This is a genomic window from Nibricoccus aquaticus, assembly GCF_002310495.1.
Lineage (GTDB): Bacteria > Verrucomicrobiota > Verrucomicrobiia > Opitutales > Opitutaceae > Nibricoccus > Nibricoccus aquaticus.
This window is the reverse complement of record NZ_CP023344.1, coordinates 1,951,413-1,967,050: the sequence shown is the minus strand read 5'-3', so window position 1 is coordinate 1,967,050 and position 15,638 is coordinate 1,951,413. Positions and strand designations below refer to the sequence as shown.

Below are 15,638 nucleotides of genomic sequence, written 5' to 3'. Positions count from 1 at the left end.
CGGAGCCGCAACCCCTTTCGCGGCAATGGTGCGCCAACCCCTGATTTTCTCCCATGTCGAAGCCTGCCTCTGCCTTGTCCGATGCGTCGTCCATCCGCCCAGTCAAAAAACTCATGGCGGCCAACCGCAGTGAGATCGCGGTGCGTATCTTTCGAGCGGGTACGGAGCTTGGGCTGAGAACGGTCGGTGTGTTTGCGCAGGAGGATCGCTTCTGCATCCATCGCTACAAGGCGGACGAGGCGTACCAGGTCGGGCAGGGGAAGGGGCCGGTGGCGGCTTATCTCGACATTCCCAGTGTGATCGCGGTGGCGAAGGAGAAGGGGGTGGACGCGATTCACCCGGGCTATGGGTTTCTCTCGGAGAATCCGGATTTCGCGCGGGCGTGCGATGAGGCGGGGATTATTTTCGTGGGACCGCGAGCGGAGTTGCTGGAGATGATGGGCGACAAGACGGCGGCACGCGCGGTGGCCATCAAGATCGGTGTGCCGGTTTTGCCCGGGACTGAGGAGCCGATTAGTGATCGCGGCGAGGCGCTCAAGACGGCGAAGGAGATCGGTTTCCCGCTCATTATTAAGGCGGCGTTTGGCGGTGGCGGGCGTGGGATGCGTGTCGTCCACAAGGCGGCAGATCTGGCGTCGCTCCTCGACGAGGCGCAGGCAGAGGCGGGGCGGGCGTTTGGAAATCCGGCGGTGTTTCTGGAGAAGTACATTCCCAAGGCGAAGCACATCGAGGTGCAGATTCTCGGGGACAAGCATGGCAACGTGATCCACCTGCATGAGCGCGATTGCTCGGTGCAGCGGCGGCACCAGAAGGTGGTCGAAGTCGCGCCGAGTTTCGGGCTGCCGAAGGCGATCGTGACCGAGCTGTGCGAAGCGGCGGCGAAGATGGCGCGGGCGATCAAGTACGACAACGCGGGGACGATCGAATTCCTCTACGATCTGGAGAAGCACGAGTGGTTCTTCATCGAGATGAATCCGCGCATCCAGGTGGAGCACACGGTGACCGAGGTCATCACGGGGCTCGATCTGGTGCGGGCGCAGATTCTGATCGCGCAGGGGCACCCGCTGCACTCGGAGGAAGTCGGCATGCCCAAGCAGGCCGATGTGCCGCGCAATGGGTTCGCGATCCAGTGCCGTATCACGACCGAGGATCCGGAGAACAAGTTCATGCCCGACTACGGGCGCATCCTTGCGTATCGTTCGCCGGGTGGTTTTGGCGTGCGGCTCGATGGAGGCATGGGGCTTTCGGGGGCGATCATCACGCCGTTCTACGACTCGATGCTGGTGAAGGTCATCACGAGCGGGCCGAGCTACGAAGTCGCGATGCAGCGCACGCAACGAGCATTGTCGGAGTTCCGCATCCGCGGCGTGAAGACGAACATCCCGTTTCTCGAAAACGTGATCGCACATCCGATCTTCAAAGCGGGCCAGGCGACCACGACGCTCATCGATACGACGCCTGAGCTTTTCACGTTCAAGCCGCGCCGCGATCGCGCGACCAAGCTGCTTAATTTCCTCGGGCACGTGACGGTGAACGGGAATCCGCACGCGAAGGGTTTCCGGCCGGAGAAGATTTTCCTGCCAGCGCTGCCGCCGAAGGTGGAGACGCCGGTGGCGGCGCCGGATGGGACGCGGCAGTTGTTGCTCAAGCTGGGCGCGAAGAAATTCGCCGAGTGGACGCTGAAGCAGAAGCGGCTGCTGGTGACGGACACGACTTTCCGCGACGCGCATCAGTCGCTCATGGCGACGCGGGTGCGCAGCTACGACATGCTGGCGACGGCGACGGCGGTGGCGCGGCGTGCGCCGGATCTCTACTCGCTCGAACTCTGGGGCGGCGCGACGTTCGACACGGCGATGCGGTTCCTCAGCGAAGATCCGTGGGAGCGGTTGCGCCAGCTGCGTGCGCGGGTGCCGAATATCTGTTTCCAAATGCTTTTCCGTGGGGCGAACGCGGTGGGTTACACGAACTATCCGGACCACATCGTGGCGGGTTTCGTGAAGCACGCGGCGGCGAATGGCATGGATATTTTCCGCATTTTCGACTCGTTGAACTATTTGCCGAATCTGCGCGTGGCGATGGAGTCAGTGCAGGACACGCACGCGGTGTGCGAGGCGGCGATCTGTTACACGGGCGACATCCTCGATGAGCGGCGGGACAAGTTCACTCTCCAGTATTATGTGAGGCTCGCGAAGGAGCTGGAGAAAATGGGCGCGCATGTGCTCGCGATCAAAGACATGGCCGGGCTATGCCGTCCGTACGCCGCGCAGAAACTCGTGAAGGCGTTGAAGGATGAAGTGGGGCTGCCGATCCATTTCCATACGCATGACACCAGCGGCATTGCGTCGGCCTCGGTGCTACGCGCCGCGGATGCGGGTGTGGATATCGTGGATCTCGCGCTCGCGTCGATGAGCGGCAGCACCTCGCAGCCGAACCTCAACTCCATCGTGGCCGCGCTGCAGCACACGCCGCGCGACACGAAGCTCGATCTCGGCGCGCTCAACGAGTTTTCCGATTATTGGGAGCAGGTGCGGGAGTTTTACCGGCCGTTCGACACGGCGCCGAAGACGGGCAGCGCGGAAGTTTATCTGCACGAGATGCCGGGCGGGCAGTACACGAATTTGAAGGAGCAGGCCGTCTCGATGGGCGTGTCGCATCGCTGGCCGGAAATCGCGCGCACGTACGCGGAGGTGAACGCACTCTTTGGCGACATCGTGAAGGTGACGCCGTCGTCGAAGGTCGTCGGCGACATGGCGCTGTTCCTGTTTTCGAAGGGGATCAAACCGGCGGATGTGGTGAATCTACCCGCGGGAGAAACGCCGTTTCCTGAGAGCGTGATTGATATGCTCAGCGGCGGACTTGGCTGGCCCGAAGGCGGCTGGCCTGCGGATGTGAGCCGCGCGGTGCTCGGTGAAAAGCGGCACAAGGAGGCGACGGAAAAGTACAAGGCGTCGCTGAAGAAAGCGAAGGCGTCTGCGAAATCTGAGAAGAGCGACGGATCAGGCGATTTGAAGAAGTTGCGCGCGGAGCTGGCGGAGAAATTGAAGCACGAACCGAGTGACGATGAGCTTTACTCGCACTTGATGTACCCGGCGGTCTTCGCGGATTTCGCTAAGCAGCAGCGCGAGTATGGCGATGTGAGCGTGCTGCCGACGCCGGCGTTTTTCTACGGCTTGAAACCCGGCGAGGAAATCAACGTCGAGATCGAGGAGGGGAAAACGCTGATCATCCGGCTCGTGAGCATCGGCGCGCCGGACAAGGACGGGCGGCGCGCGCTCAGCTTCGAGCTGAACGGCATGGCGCGCGAGGCGTTCATCGCGGACAAGAGTGTCGCGGCGAAAACCAAGACACGTCCGAAGGCGGATCTGGCGGACGCGTTGCAGGTGGCGGCGCCGATCCCGGGATTGATCGCGGCGATGTCGGCGACGGTGGGCGCAAAAGTCGTGAAGGGCGAAAAGCTCTTCATGATGGAGGCGATGAAAATGCAGACGACGGTCTTCGCGCCGGTTGATGGTGTTGTCGCCGAGCTGCACGCGGCGGTGGGCGACACGGTCGAGAGCAAGGATCTGGTGGTGAAGTTGCGGGCGTAGATCTTTTCAGAGGCCGTGTCTTGAGTGACCCGGCTACGGTGCACGCGCATGATTTTAAGCCCGGCTTCGAGCCCGGCTTTTTTGCGCATGGGCCGATCGGTCAGGGCCGGGCGGTCAATACCGCGACGTGTGCGGATCGAGTAGGCTGGGGACGCATTAAACGCATCTCTTAAACCAACTCATCTAAAACATCATGTCTGACACTTGCACCCTTCTCGACGAATTCCAGGTCCGCGATCTCGAGGATAACTCGACCATCACGATCATCGTCGAACACCACACGGAAATCGGCAACCGCTCCCAGCCCGGCCTCATGGTCCGTTACATGGGCCAGGTCGTTAACTTTGAGCCCTGCCACGTCGAGCGCTGGGCCTATCAGGCGACCAAAGCGAAGCAGGACGTTTACTTCCTCGCTGATTATTCCTGGGCGGTGCATGCCGACCAGTTCGTGAAAAACTCGCTCGTGCTCGGCGACAAACTGAAGGCGCGCGTGGAAGTCAAAGTGCGCAGCAAGAGCAAGCCGGTCGTCAAAGAGTACGAGCTCCCGTTCACCGTCGATCTTTGATCGGCGTTTCGCCGCCGCGGCTGTGGGCTGCGTCGGCTTTCAATCACTTCATGGACTCCCGGTCATCCAAGGCGCGTTTGCTTGGGCTGGCCGGGCTTTTGCTTTTAACCCATCCGGCTGCTGGTGCGCCGGAGATTTCTCCTCCTGTGTCACGCGTACTCTTCGATCAGTTTCGTCAGGCGATCCAGCGTCGCGATAACCAGGCGCTGATGGCGCTGTGCGCCAGCGGGGCCGATCCTGGCGTGATGGATGCGGCGGGACACACGCCTCTGCATGAGGCGATGGATCAAGTGCAGGTGGATGCGTCGGCGCTTGCGCTCGTGGAAACGCTTTTGAGGCACGGCGCGAAATTTCCCGCCGATGCGCTGGCCACGGCGCTCGCGAACGGTGCGGGTAGTTGCAATCTGGATCTTGTGCGGCTCGTGATCGCGCGAGCCGAGACGCTGGATCTGACGTTGCGCGACACAAGTGGTGGAACCTTCGCGCATCGGGCGGCGGGCTCACCGAAGACACTTTTTCTCCTCGAATGGCTGGAGGCTCACGGGGCGGATTTGTGCGCAGTGGATGCGGACGGCACCACGATTTTCGCCGAAGCGGCGAGTGCGGTGGGAGGAAATATTCCGGCGCTCGAATGGCTTCGGGCGCGCGGACACGCGACGATGCAGCCGACGGCGTATGGCTCAACGCCGTTGCATCTCGCGGCGGGTGATCCGCGTCCGGCGGTGCTCGCGTGGCTCATCGCGGCAGGGGCAGATCTCGATGCGCGTGATGTGCTCAATCGTAGGCCGCTCGATGTCGCCATCGATACGCATCGCTTCGCTTTTCGGACGGAGGAACAAAAACGTGAACTGGTCACGCTGCTGGGCGGTACTGAGGCGGACATCGCTCGCGGGCGTTTTCACGATCATCCGCTTCATGTTGCCGGGCGTGCGGGTGATCTTCGCGCGATCAAGCGGTTGCTCAAGGCGGGCGGCGATGCGAACGCGAGGGACGAATCGGGGGACACTCTTTTGCGCACGGCGATCGACCGTGTGAGCCGGCTGCCGTTCACGCTGGAGGAGCATCGCTTCGGCGAAAAATTGCTGCCGTTGCTTTTCGAATACGGTGCGGATGCGACGCTACGGATGGGCGACGGCATGAACTGCACGTACGAGGAGCACGCGCGGCAACTCGGGGTGAGCGAGGAGTTGGAGCGTGCGCGGCGTCGCTATAAGCCGCGTGCGAAGAGCTGATGGATAGAGCGCTTCGGAAAACCCCGGTATCGGAGTTTAGACTCCAGGTGCAGACGGAGCTTTCGCCTCTCGAAAGTTGTCCTGCTTGCGATGCGAATGCGGGGTGGGCGGCACCCCGCCTACATTCAGAAAAGTTTTTCGCTGGTTTAGCGGGCGACGAGCGCGAGTAGCGCCTGAGCGCCTTTACCGAGGGCGAAGCCCAGCCAGTAGAGGATGATCGCCGTCAGCAAAACGGCGGCGCCCATCTGGAGGTTGCTTTGGTAGTTCAGGCGTGAGCCGACGCCTTCGACGATTGCGGAAACGGGGGCGACGATGATGCGGGAGATGAGTCCGCGGAAAAAGCCTCCGCCCCCATGAGCGCGGCGGTCATCGCAAATCACGTAAACTGCGAAGCCGATGTAGAGGAGCGCGAGGACAATGCCGGTCGTGGATTTTGGGGTGAAGGTGTTCATGCGATGAGTTGAAGGAGTACGCTTACTCGGTCGCCCAGCGGAGCCAGGTCGGGCCTTTCCAGAGGATGGGCTTCCAGGTCCAGCCGGCGTGGGTGGTGGCGGCGATGAGCGGGGCTTTGAGTTCCTGGAGGTTGAAGGTGTAGGCGTAGCTGAGCTCGGGTTTGAAGCGGCCGGTGGCGGGGTCGAGTTGGAGGCCGAAGACGCGTTCATGGCGTTGCTCGAAGAAGACGATGCCGGTCTTCATGTGCCACTGGACGGCGGCGCGGTCGGGGGCGGCGGACCAGTCGAGGGCGCTCATGTACTCGCGGACGCGGAGGGTGCGGGAGGATTCGTCGAGGTGGAGGACGAGTTTATGCGTGCGCTTGAGTCCGCTGGCCTGGGCGTGCGTGAGCCAGGCGGCGTCGGCGCGCCAGGTGACGATGACTTCGTCGGGCGTGGCTCCGGCGGTGACGGTGATCGGCTGCTTCAGGTTTTCGATGGCGAGCAGGCGGGCGCGAAGTTCGGAGGCGGAAGCGGGTAGTGAGTTTTCGGCGACGGGAGCGATGGTGGCGGCCCAGGTGGAACCTTTGAAGAACCAGAAGGCGGCGGCGAGGACGAGGAGGGGAGTGGCGATGGCGAAGCGTTTGCGCCAGACAGAGACACGGGGATCGCGCGCGGTCGTGGCGGTGGTGCTGTGAAACGCGGCGGCGCTGGCCTGCTGGCGGCGGTCGAGAGCGGAGTCGGTGGCGGCGCTCCAGACGAAGAGGGTTTTCCCGGCGATGAGCAGACGGACGCGGTCGCTCGCGCGGGGGGCGGTGTAACTGCCGTCGGCGGCGGGTTGTGGACGGGCGATGCCCATCATGGCGCCGTAGTTGGCGAGGGCTTGCTGGGCGTTGGCTTCGGAGGAGAAGCGGGCGGCGACGGCGGTTTCGGCGGAGGGGAAGACGGCCATCTGGGTGGCTTCGGGATCGAGGCCGGTGAAGAGCGGGCGGATGTCGCTGAGGAGTTGGGGATCGAAACCGGGGCCGAAGATTTTTTCTGGGTGGAGGAATTTCCCATCGCGGTTGGCGAGGGCGGCGGAGTTTTCGAGTGGGCGCGGCTGGTTGCTGGCGGGTGTCCAGTCGAGGGACGGCATGACGCCGCGGGCTTGCTGGATGTGGAAGAAAAGCTGCGGGACGCCGATGATGGCAAAGAAGACGCCGAGGAAAACGAGCGGGCGCAGCGAGAGGCCGGCACGCGTCATGAGCACGGCGAAGAGAATGAAGAGTCCGGTGGCGATGACGCCGAAAAAAGCGAAGCCGAGGAAAACCGGATACGTGCGGAAGAAGGTGATGATTTTTTCCATGGAGGGAGAGGCTGAGTTTCAGGCGGCGTGGCGGCTGCGCCACCAGAAGACGGCGGCGGTGATGAGGGTGGCGACGAAGGCGAGGAAGTAGCCGAGGCTGGGGATGGCGATGTAGGCGCTGCCTGCGCCAGGGCCGGAAGATGGCTGGTGGTAGGTCATGCCGTTGACGAAGAGGGTGGTGGCGACGAACAGGCCGATGAGGATAGCGACGTCGATGCGGAGGAGGAGCCACCAGCGGTTGGAGTCGGGGAGCAGGAGGCAGAGGAAGGTGAGTGGCGTGAGGATGAACGGGAGCCAGGCCCAGTGATCGTCGAGCCAGCTCGTGATGGCAGGTGTCGGTGGCTGGCCGCGCTTGGTGGCGATGCGGACGAGCAGGCAGACGAGCAGCCAGTAGAGTTCAGGACCGAGGATGTAGGGGGAAAGGCGTGACATGGCGGCGGGAGGAGCGAGGCGGAGCTGGTGGGCGGGATGGCGGATGCGAACGTGCGGCGGGCGGAGCGGGTAGTTCAGTTGAAGAACCACGGTTTGGTGGAAACGGGGGACGCGGGCTCGCCGTTGAGGGCGCGGATGGTTTCGGAGAGTTTGCGGGAGAGTTCGAAGGCGCGGCGGTCGAGGCGGGCTTTAATCGCTGCGAGCACGGGGACGATCTGGGCGGCGGCGGGTTTTTGTTTCGCGAAGAAATCGAGCAGGGAGTGGACGCGATGATCTTCGGGGGCGGCGGGCTGGCTGAGGGTGCGGTCGAGCCAGGCGAGCAGGCCGGGGAGGGCGTGGGGGAGCGTGGCGGGATCTTCGTGGACGAGAGCGCAGACGGTTTCGCGATGCTCGGGGCTGGCGGCGGCGCGGGCGAGGATCTCGGGGAGATCGGTGCGGTGCAGGAGCGCGTCGAGGGCGAGCGGGCTGCTGAGGCGGAACGAGGGGCGGGCGTTTTCGAGGAGGAGTGTGGCGTCGGTTGCCGGGGTGAGTTGCTGGGTGAGCGTCCAGAGCGTGCGGTAGTTTTTCAGTTGATCGGGCAGGCACGCGGGCGGAGGTGTGGAGGGAAGGCCGGCTTCGCGGAGGCGGCGGCCGCGCGGGAGGGAGCGGGAGGCGGAGAAGGCGCGGGCGGACTGTAACTGGAAATCGGTGACGTCGGTGCAGCGGACTGTCGCGGGGAGGAAGGTGTAGTCGTCGGAGTTGTTTCCGCGCAGGACGCGGGGCCAGAGGTCGAGCCAGGCGCGGGCTTCGTCGGTGATGGGATATTCGCGGCGGCCGTGAGGCTCGAAGGTGTTGTGATGAATGTGGGTCCAGAGCACGTCGGTGCAGGTGATGAGGCCGCAGCGGATGCAGGCGTGAGCGGGCTCGGAGTCGGGAGAAAGGAGGAGAGCCAGCGGGAGATGAAAGGTGCGATCGCAGTCGCAGGTGACGGCGCGTTCATACGGGAGGGACTGGGCGGGGGGATTCATCGCGGCGGGCATGGCGGGGATTGCGGATCTAGGCGGCGGCGGAGAGCGGGGCTTCGTGCGTGGCGTGGGCTTCGGGTGGAGGCGTGGGCTGCGCGAAGGTGTGGGTGAGCTGCCAGAGATGGAGGCGGGCGCGGCAGAGTTCTGCTTCGGGGGAGAGCGCGCGTTTTTGCGGGGAGTCGGGGGCGCGGTCGTGGTTGTTGAGCCAGGCTTGGAGGTGCGGGCGCAGGAGAGGGACGAGGGAGGAATCTTCGTGCGCGAGCGCGCAGAGCACGGTGCGGCGATGGAGGACGGGGCTGTAGGCGAGGCCGTGGAGGAGCGAGCGCAGGTCGCGGCGCTGGATGAGGGCGTTGAGCGCGAGCGGGCTGACGAGGGTGTGCGCGGGGAGGGCCCAGAAGAGGAGGGTGTCGAGATCGGTGGCGGGCGTGAAGGCCGCGGCTTCCCAGAGGAGGCGGTAGTGGGAAAGCGATGACGGGAGAGAGGCGGGCGGTGGTGTGGCGGGCCAGCCGGCGCGGTTGAGACGGCGGCCGCGGGGGAGGTGGCGCTGGGCGTTCCAGGCGGCGGCGCGGATGGTTTCGAGTTCGCGCAGGTTGGTGCAGCGGACGGCGGCGGGCAGGCAGGCGAAGTCGCCGTCGGGCGTGGCGAGGAGGCGGGGCCAGCGGGCGAGCCAGGCGGAAGCGGACGGCGTGAGAGTTTCGGGTGAGTGAAGGGTGCCGCAGCGCAGGCAGGCGGAGAGGGCGGGGGCGTCGTCGGTCGCGAGCAAGCCCACCGGGAGGAGGAAGCGGGAATCGCAGTCGCAGGTGGGGCGCGAGGTGCAGGCGGGCGTGTTCATGTTATCAGATTAACGAAGAACGCGGTGTGTGGGTATGGGCCGATTGGCTGAGTGAAAAGGCTGTGACGCGGGTGGAGGAAATCGGATGGGCGGTGCCAGGCGCGGCGCTCATCCGTTAGAGCGTCGGGGCGGTTGCTGCGGGGCGCAACCGGTTCAGGGTACGCGCATGAACTACCCCAAAATGGTTTTGATGGCGGCGGGTTTGCTGCTGGGTGCGGCGGGCGTTGTGGGCGGCGCGGAGGCTGAGCGGGCCGCGGTGTTTCCGCAGCATGTGATCGGTAACTCTCAGATTCGCGTGCTGCCGACGGCGGCGAATGGGCGGGATTATCAGCTCTATGTGGCGCTGCCGTACGGCTACGCGGCGAATCCGGAGAAACGTTATCCGGTGCTCTATCTATGCGATGGCTACTGGGATTTCACGCTGTTGTGCGGCCTGTATGGAAATCTCATCTACGACAAGGTGGTGCCGGAGTTCATCATCGTGGGTTTGGGGTACGCGGGGGAGAAACCGGATTACGACAGCTTGCGCCGTTACGATTACACGCCGGTGGCGCATCCGGAGGACAAGCGGGCGGCGGGGAGCGGGCATGCGGGGGAATTTTTGTCGGTGATCGAGAAGGAGATCATTCCGTTTGTGGAGCGGGAGTATCGGGCGGACGCGTCGTATCGGGTGCTGGCGGGAAGTTCGCTGGGAGGACTTTTCACGTTGAATGCGATGCTGGAGCGGCCGGGATTATTTCAGGCGTACATCGCGGCGAGTCCGGCGTGTGAATGGGCGGGCGGGGCGTTTTTCGAGAAGGAGGCGGCGTTTGCAAAGACGAACAAGGGGCTGAAGGCGCGGCTGTTCATGACGGCGGCTACGGAGGAATGGCCGGAGTTGCTGGCGGCGGCGAAGCGGTTCGACAGGCAGCTGGCGGCGCGGACGTATGCGGGGTTCACGTATCAGTTTCGCCTGATCGACGGTGAGCGGCACGGCGGGACGAAGCCGGAGAGTTACAACCGCGGGGTGCGTTTCGCGTTTGGGCCGCTGAGGGCGAAAGAATGAGCCGGTGCGGCCAAAGCGTTATTTCGCGGGCGTGAACAGTTCGAATGTGAGCGCGATGGTTTGCGGAGCGCCGGGAGTGCCGTGGCCGGTGCCGGGGGTGATCGAGCTGTAGTACTCGCGGCCGGTGAGGTTGCGCACGGCGAGCCCGGCGCGCCAGAAACGGGCGCGGTAGGCGAGGCTGGCGTTGATCACCGTGAAGGTGCGCTGCGCGTAGCGGGGGTCTTCGCTTTCGGTGTAGTCGATGCGACCGGTGGAGTTGACCGCGAGCGTGCCTTCGAAGCCGGCGGGAAGGCGGCAGGTGGCGGACAGGGTGGCATCGTGCGAGGGAGAGAAGGGCGCGCGGCGGCCGTCGTAACGGATTTTTGAGTACGGATCGGTGAACTCACGGAGCGTGACGCGCGTGAGGCCGGCGGCGGCGCGGAGAGTGAGTGAGGCGGTGGGTTGCCAGGCGGTTTCCCATTCGCTGCCGAGGGAGCGGGCGTGCGGGGCGTTGACCACAAGGTAGTCGTCAGTGAAGGCGCCGGTGGCAAAGGAGCGCTCGATCTGGTAGCCAGAGATCGCGTACGCGTAGGCGCGGATGGTGGTGCGGAGGTGCTGGCGGGGGAAGGTGCGGCTGAGGCTGGTTTCGAGCGAGCGGGTGCGCTCGGGAGCGAAGGCGGCGAGGATGCGGTTGCCGGTGAAAGCGGAGTAGCCGCCGGGTTTGCGACCGGCGGCGGCGGCGAGAGACCACGCGGTGTGCGCCGAGAGATCGTGCGTGAGCTGAACGCGCGGGAGGAAGGCGGTGTCGGTGGCGTTGAGCGTGTAGGTCTGGACGGTGGGGATTTGTTCGCGGCGCACGAATGTCTGGTCGTTGCGCTCAGCGCGGAGACCGGCGGCGAGTTTCCAGCGATGGGCGAAGCGCAGCCACACATCGGTCGAGAGCGCGAGCGGATGGTCGGTGATTTCGTAGGCGGACTCTTCGAAGGTGAAGCCGCTGAAGGCGCGGGCAAAACTGCCGCTGGTTTTGGCGCGGGAAGTGAATCCGGTCATGCTCCAGCCGGCGGAGGTGGTGTCGGAGTCGGGAGCGGAGATAAAGCGGAGTTCGAGGTTTTGGTTGCGACGCGAGAGAGTGGCGTCGTTGAGAAGCTCCATCGGGCCGAAGGCGAGGACACTGCGGTAGGGGCCGAGATCCCAGTGGTTGAGGCTGGCCGTGGCGGTGAGAGTGCCGGGCGCCGTGTCGATCCTCGCGGAGAGTCCTGCGTTGAGTGCCTGGTGTTCAGTGAAACCTTCGCTGGCGCGGTCGATTTCGTAGAAGGGGCCGTCGAGTGGGACGAGGGGTTGTTCGCCATCGCGAGCGCGTGTGGCGTGGAAGGTCAGGGCGAGGGTGAGCGGTGTGAAGGGATGCGTTTCGAGGCGCAGAAGTCCGGAGCGGTTGTCGCGATGATCAACGTCGTGGCCGAGTGTGCGGTTGAAAATGTAGCCGTCGCGGGACTGGCCTGAGGCGCTGGCGAAGACAGAGGTTTTTCCGTGCGTGGAGAAGGCGGTGGAAACGGAGCCCGCACGGAGCGAGTAGTCGCCGACGGTGGCGCTGATCGAGCTGTTGGCGTGGAGGGTTGAATCATCCGAAGCAAGGAAGACGGCAGGTGAGTAAAGTTGGAGGACACCGGCGGGGCCGGCGTATCCGAAATGCGCGGACTCTGCCGGTCCACGGTGAAGCGCGGCACCGGAAAGGCCGGCAAGTTCTCCGGGCAGTGTGGAGGCGCCGAGAAGTGGAATCGCGTCGAGGTAAACAGCGACGGCGGGCGTGCCGAAGATAGGCGTGTTGCTCAGACCGCGAAGAGCGATGGTGTCGTTGAACGAATGGGCACCGCTCGTGGCGATGTGGAATCCGGCGAAGGCGTCGGAGAGTGTGGTGGTGTTTGCGAGTGAGCCCAGGGGCAGTTCCGTGTGGCTGACAGCGAGGGAAAAGCCGACGACGGTGGTGTCGCGGACTTGGAACGGACTCATGGCGACCGGAGTGTCCAAGTCGTCTTTGTTGGAAGGCTGCGTTGTCGTTGGGTCAGCGACGAGGGAAGAAGCGGTCGCGAATGCGAGTATGGGGTGTTTGAAGAAAAACGGTCGAAACTTCATGCAGCGAGAGAGGCGAAAAGGGCGGAGACGAAGAGCACGCGGGAAAGTGCGTCTAAATTAGGAGGCGGGTGCTTACTGGAATTTCGCGAGGCGGGTGGCGATTTCGGAGCGGAGGCGGTCCACGTGGGCGAGGGTGAAGTCGGCGAGGGAGAGCGTGGGGTCGGCGACGAGCGGGGTGAGGTCCATGGCCCAGGTGATGCCGGCGAATTTATCGGTGGCGTGCGACGTATGGAAAGTCGCGTGGGCGAGACGACGGCCGAGGGCGGCGTGGTCGTAGCGTTTGCCGCCGGTGATCTGGGAGTCGAAGGCTTGGAGGAGTTCGGCGGCGAGCTGGGGGTGTCGGCCGGAATCGAGAGGGATTTTGTCGGTGTCCACGAGCCAGTCGAGGTCGCGCCAGACTTCGCAGCCGAGGATGCGGCGTGGGCGTTTCTCGGGCGGCAGGGCGCGGAGGGCTTCGAGGCTGCGGTGGAGAACGGCGATGTGGGTGTCGTGTTTGTCGGCGGGGTTGTGGAGGTAGACGACTTCGGGGGAGCAGCCGGAGAGGATGGCGGTGAGGTCGTCGCGGACGCCGACGGAGGTGGCGGGGCTTTTGACGAGGAAGCTGGGGTGGGCGAGCTGGAGCTGGATGGCGTAGCGGCCGAGTTGTGCGGCGCGGCGTTGTTCGTCGCGGCGGACAAGTTTCATCTGCTCGTCGGTGAAGTGCGAATACGCGCCGGTGCGGGGACTGCCGCCGCCGTCGGTGGCAACGACGCCGCCGAACCATTTGCCGGGATTATCGAGACAGTCGCTGATGCCGCTGTGGGCCATGATCTCGATGTCGTCTTGGTGCGCGGCGATGCAGAGGTGGGTGACGCGGGCGAGGGCGGCGTCGGGGGCGAGCGCGGAGCCGGGGGGCGCCGATGCGTTGTCGGGGATGAAGAGGTCGGCGGTGGGTTGGGAGAGGCGCATGAGGGGAATGACCAATGACCGAGTGACCAATGACCAGTGGAGGAAGGCGGAGGAGAACGAGAAGAGTTTTTCGGACGCCGAAGGTTAGAAGAGTTTCGCAGGGTAGGCGCCGGTGGCAATGAGTGCGTTGAGGGCAGTGACGACGTGGGGGCGGTCTTCGCGGTAGGTGACGCCGAACCAGTCGCTTTCGGTCGAGAGGACGCGGACGCGGAGTTTTTCTTCGCAGATGAGCGCGGAGATCGCGGCGGGGAGGTAGAACTCGGCTTTGGCGGCGAGGGACTCGGGCGGTGTGGTTTCCAGGAAGGCGCGGAAGCGGGCGTCGAGAAGTGGGAAGATTTGCGGGGTGAAGGCCCAGCAGTTCATGGAGACGGTGGCGGTGGGGGCGTATTTTTTTCCTTCGCCGACCTCGGTGGGGAGGATGCCGGTGTGTTCGGTGACGGAGCGGAGGATGTTGCCGGGGGCGAGGTCGCAGAGGCCTCGGGAGACGGCGCCGTTTTCGGAGAGGGTGCGGGCGAGTTGGAAGCCGGCCATGGCGGCTTCGTCGGGGCGGGCGCGGGCGAGGAAATCGGCGAGTTTCGCGAAGGAGTCGGCGCCGTAGAAATCGTCGGCGTTGATGACGGCGAAGGGTTGGTCGCGGAGGGCGTCTTTCGCGCACCAGGTGGCGTGGCCGGTGCCCCAGGGTTTTTCGCGGGTGGCGGGGACGGTGTATCCGGGCGGCAATGCGTCGGTGGATTGGAAGACGTAATCGACGGCGAGGCGGCCGGTGTATTTGGCGCCGATTTTTTCGCGGAAGAGTTCCTCGAAGTCGCGACGGATGACGAACACGACGCGGGTGAAGCCGGCACGGAGGGCGTCGAAGACGGAGTAGTCGAGGATGGTTTCGCCGTGGGGACCGACGGGGTCGATTTGTTTGAGTCCGCCGTAGCGGGAGCCCATGCCGGCGGCGAGGACGAGGAGTGCGGGTTGCATCGCTGGGAGCGAAAGCGATGCGAGGGAGTGGGGCAAGAGGCCAGAGGAGCTGCGCGGCTACCAAGAAAGCGGGTGGTTCGCGAACGGCTCGACGCGAGGTCGAGCCCTATGGCAGCGCGGCGTCAGTCGTTGGCAAGGGCCTGGAGTTCTTTCGAGTAACCTTCGTGGAAGCGGTAGACGGTGCTGATGACGATGGGATTGAGGGGCTTTTTCTTGGTGTCGAACATCGCCTCGGGGAAGGCCTGGCGGGCTTCTTTGGGCGCTATCCAGCTCAGTATGTTGAAGGGCACATTGTTTTCGGAGGCGACGTCGTCGTTGGCGTTGATGATGATTTTGGCGCCGAAGATGGTCGAAAAATTTGCGACGTAGACGTCCGCGTCGAGTTCGCCGTTGTGCAGATTCACGATGACGCGGACTTTGCCGTAGAGGTCGGCGCCACATTCTTGGGCGGTGCCGAATTGGGTGAAGTGACGGTAGCTGATGCTGTCGCCGGAGTCGTGTTTCAGCACGTAGCCGCGCGTCTTGATGTGGGTGTGGATGAGGGCGGCGATTTCGGCGCGGGATTTGCCGGGGAAGCTGATTTTGCCGCTCCAGATTTTGGCCATTTTTTCCAGGCCGGTGGGTGGTGGCAGGCCACGGACGCCGGTGACGAGCCGGGTGGTCTGGCCTTCGGGGTTCACGTGGAAATCGCGGTAGGCGACGTAGTGGTAACTGGAGCGGGTATCCCGGCCTTCGCCGCGTTCCACGACGTTGCCGAATTGATCGGTGATCGTGTAGCCGGGGACGTATTCGCCGCTTTGTCCGCTGACGTCTGATTCGTAGGCGAAGATTTTTCCGCCGGCACCGTCGTCGGCTACGCGGGTGGCCGGGCCTTTTTGCCGGATCACGGCGGCGATGGGCTGGCCGATGATGCTGCTTTCGTCGAAGTAGTCGCGCTGGGTTTTAGCGAAATATTCGTCGGCTTTGAAGCGGAGGGTGAGGGCTTTTTCGATTTCGCGGGCTTCGCGTTTGGAGGGAGGTTTGGGATCGGCGGCGCGGGCGGTTGCGAGGAAGGCGGTGACGATTGCGGCAATCAACGGAAGGAGTGTGTGACGAACGGAGAGCTTCATGAAAGTAGTGGGATGGCGGATGCGGCGGCG

The 15,638-nt window shown here is 64.3% G+C and carries 13 protein-coding genes; 4 read left to right on the top strand and 9 right to left on the bottom strand.

Translation table 11 applies throughout. From position 1 onward, the window contains the following. Window positions 1-53: 53 nt before the first annotated feature. From CMV30_RS07995 to CMV30_RS07985, 3 genes are all read left to right on the top strand, one after another. Entirely contained in the window at window positions 54-3,587 is a 3,534-nt protein-coding gene (locus CMV30_RS07995; protein ID WP_096055526.1) for a pyruvate carboxylase, read from the top strand. 193 nt (window positions 3,588-3,780) lie between these two features. Continuing rightward, window positions 3,781-4,152, top strand: a complete 372-nt coding sequence (locus tag CMV30_RS07990) for a hypothetical protein (RefSeq protein ID WP_096055525.1) — start codon at window positions 3,781-3,783, stop codon at window positions 4,150-4,152. Window positions 4,153-4,298: 146 nt separating this feature from the next. Beyond that, window positions 4,299-5,384, top strand: a complete 1,086-nt coding sequence (locus CMV30_RS07985; RefSeq protein WP_175414781.1) for an ankyrin repeat domain-containing protein — start codon at window positions 4,299-4,301, stop codon at window positions 5,382-5,384. Window positions 5,385-5,530: 146 nt separating this feature from the next. Here the strand turns inward: CMV30_RS07985 and CMV30_RS07980 are convergent, their stop codons facing one another. From CMV30_RS07980 to CMV30_RS07960, 5 genes are read right to left on the bottom strand one after another with little or no spacing between them, the layout of a single operon-like run. Then, the gene (locus tag CMV30_RS07980; protein WP_096055523.1) at window positions 5,531-5,836 is read right to left on the bottom strand and encodes a hypothetical protein; all 306 of its coding nucleotides are present in this window, start codon (window positions 5,834-5,836) and stop codon (window positions 5,531-5,533) included. 22 nt (window positions 5,837-5,858) lie between these two features. Next, window positions 5,859-7,160: a hypothetical protein gene (locus CMV30_RS07975; protein ID WP_096055522.1), complete on the bottom strand. Its 1,302-nt coding sequence runs from the start codon at window positions 7,158-7,160 to the stop codon at window positions 5,859-5,861. Between the two features lie 18 nt (window positions 7,161-7,178). Then, a complete protein-coding gene (locus CMV30_RS07970) occupies window positions 7,179-7,682 on the bottom strand; it encodes a hypothetical protein (RefSeq protein ID WP_096055521.1) in 504 nt (167 codons plus the stop codon). Next, on the bottom strand, window positions 7,667-8,611 hold the full coding sequence (locus CMV30_RS07965; RefSeq protein ID WP_096055520.1) for a hypothetical protein: 945 nt from the start codon (window positions 8,609-8,611) through the stop codon (window positions 7,667-7,669). The genes CMV30_RS07970 and CMV30_RS07965 overlap by 16 nt, the downstream gene beginning before the upstream one ends. 16 nt (window positions 8,612-8,627) lie before the next feature. Then, the gene (locus CMV30_RS07960) at window positions 8,628-9,428 is read right to left on the bottom strand and encodes a hypothetical protein (RefSeq protein WP_096055519.1); all 801 of its coding nucleotides are present in this window, start codon (window positions 9,426-9,428) and stop codon (window positions 8,628-8,630) included. Between the two features lie 166 nt (window positions 9,429-9,594). On the opposite strand from CMV30_RS07960, the gene CMV30_RS07955 reads away from it, so the two are divergent. Continuing rightward, window positions 9,595-10,473, top strand: a complete 879-nt coding sequence (locus tag CMV30_RS07955; RefSeq protein ID WP_175414780.1) for an alpha/beta hydrolase — start codon at window positions 9,595-9,597, stop codon at window positions 10,471-10,473. Window positions 10,474-10,491: 18 nt separating this feature from the next. Here the strand turns inward: CMV30_RS07955 and CMV30_RS07950 are convergent, their stop codons facing one another. The 4 genes from CMV30_RS07950 to CMV30_RS07935 form a co-directional block, all read right to left on the bottom strand. Beyond that, a complete protein-coding gene (locus CMV30_RS07950; RefSeq protein ID WP_138223195.1) occupies window positions 10,492-12,459 on the bottom strand; it encodes a TonB-dependent receptor in 1,968 nt (655 codons plus the stop codon). Between the two features lie 195 nt (window positions 12,460-12,654). Further along, entirely contained in the window at window positions 12,655-13,530 is an 876-nt protein-coding gene (locus CMV30_RS07945) for a PIG-L deacetylase family protein (RefSeq protein WP_096057679.1), read from the bottom strand. Between the two features lie 84 nt (window positions 13,531-13,614). After that, complete coding sequence (locus tag CMV30_RS07940) at window positions 13,615-14,499, bottom strand: nucleotidyltransferase family protein (RefSeq protein ID WP_096055516.1); 885 nt, start codon at window positions 14,497-14,499, stop codon at window positions 13,615-13,617. A 122-nt stretch (window positions 14,500-14,621) separates the two neighbouring features. Then, the gene (locus CMV30_RS07935) at window positions 14,622-15,608 is read right to left on the bottom strand and encodes a hypothetical protein (RefSeq protein WP_096055515.1); all 987 of its coding nucleotides are present in this window, start codon (window positions 15,606-15,608) and stop codon (window positions 14,622-14,624) included. Window positions 15,609-15,638 lie beyond the last annotated feature (30 nt).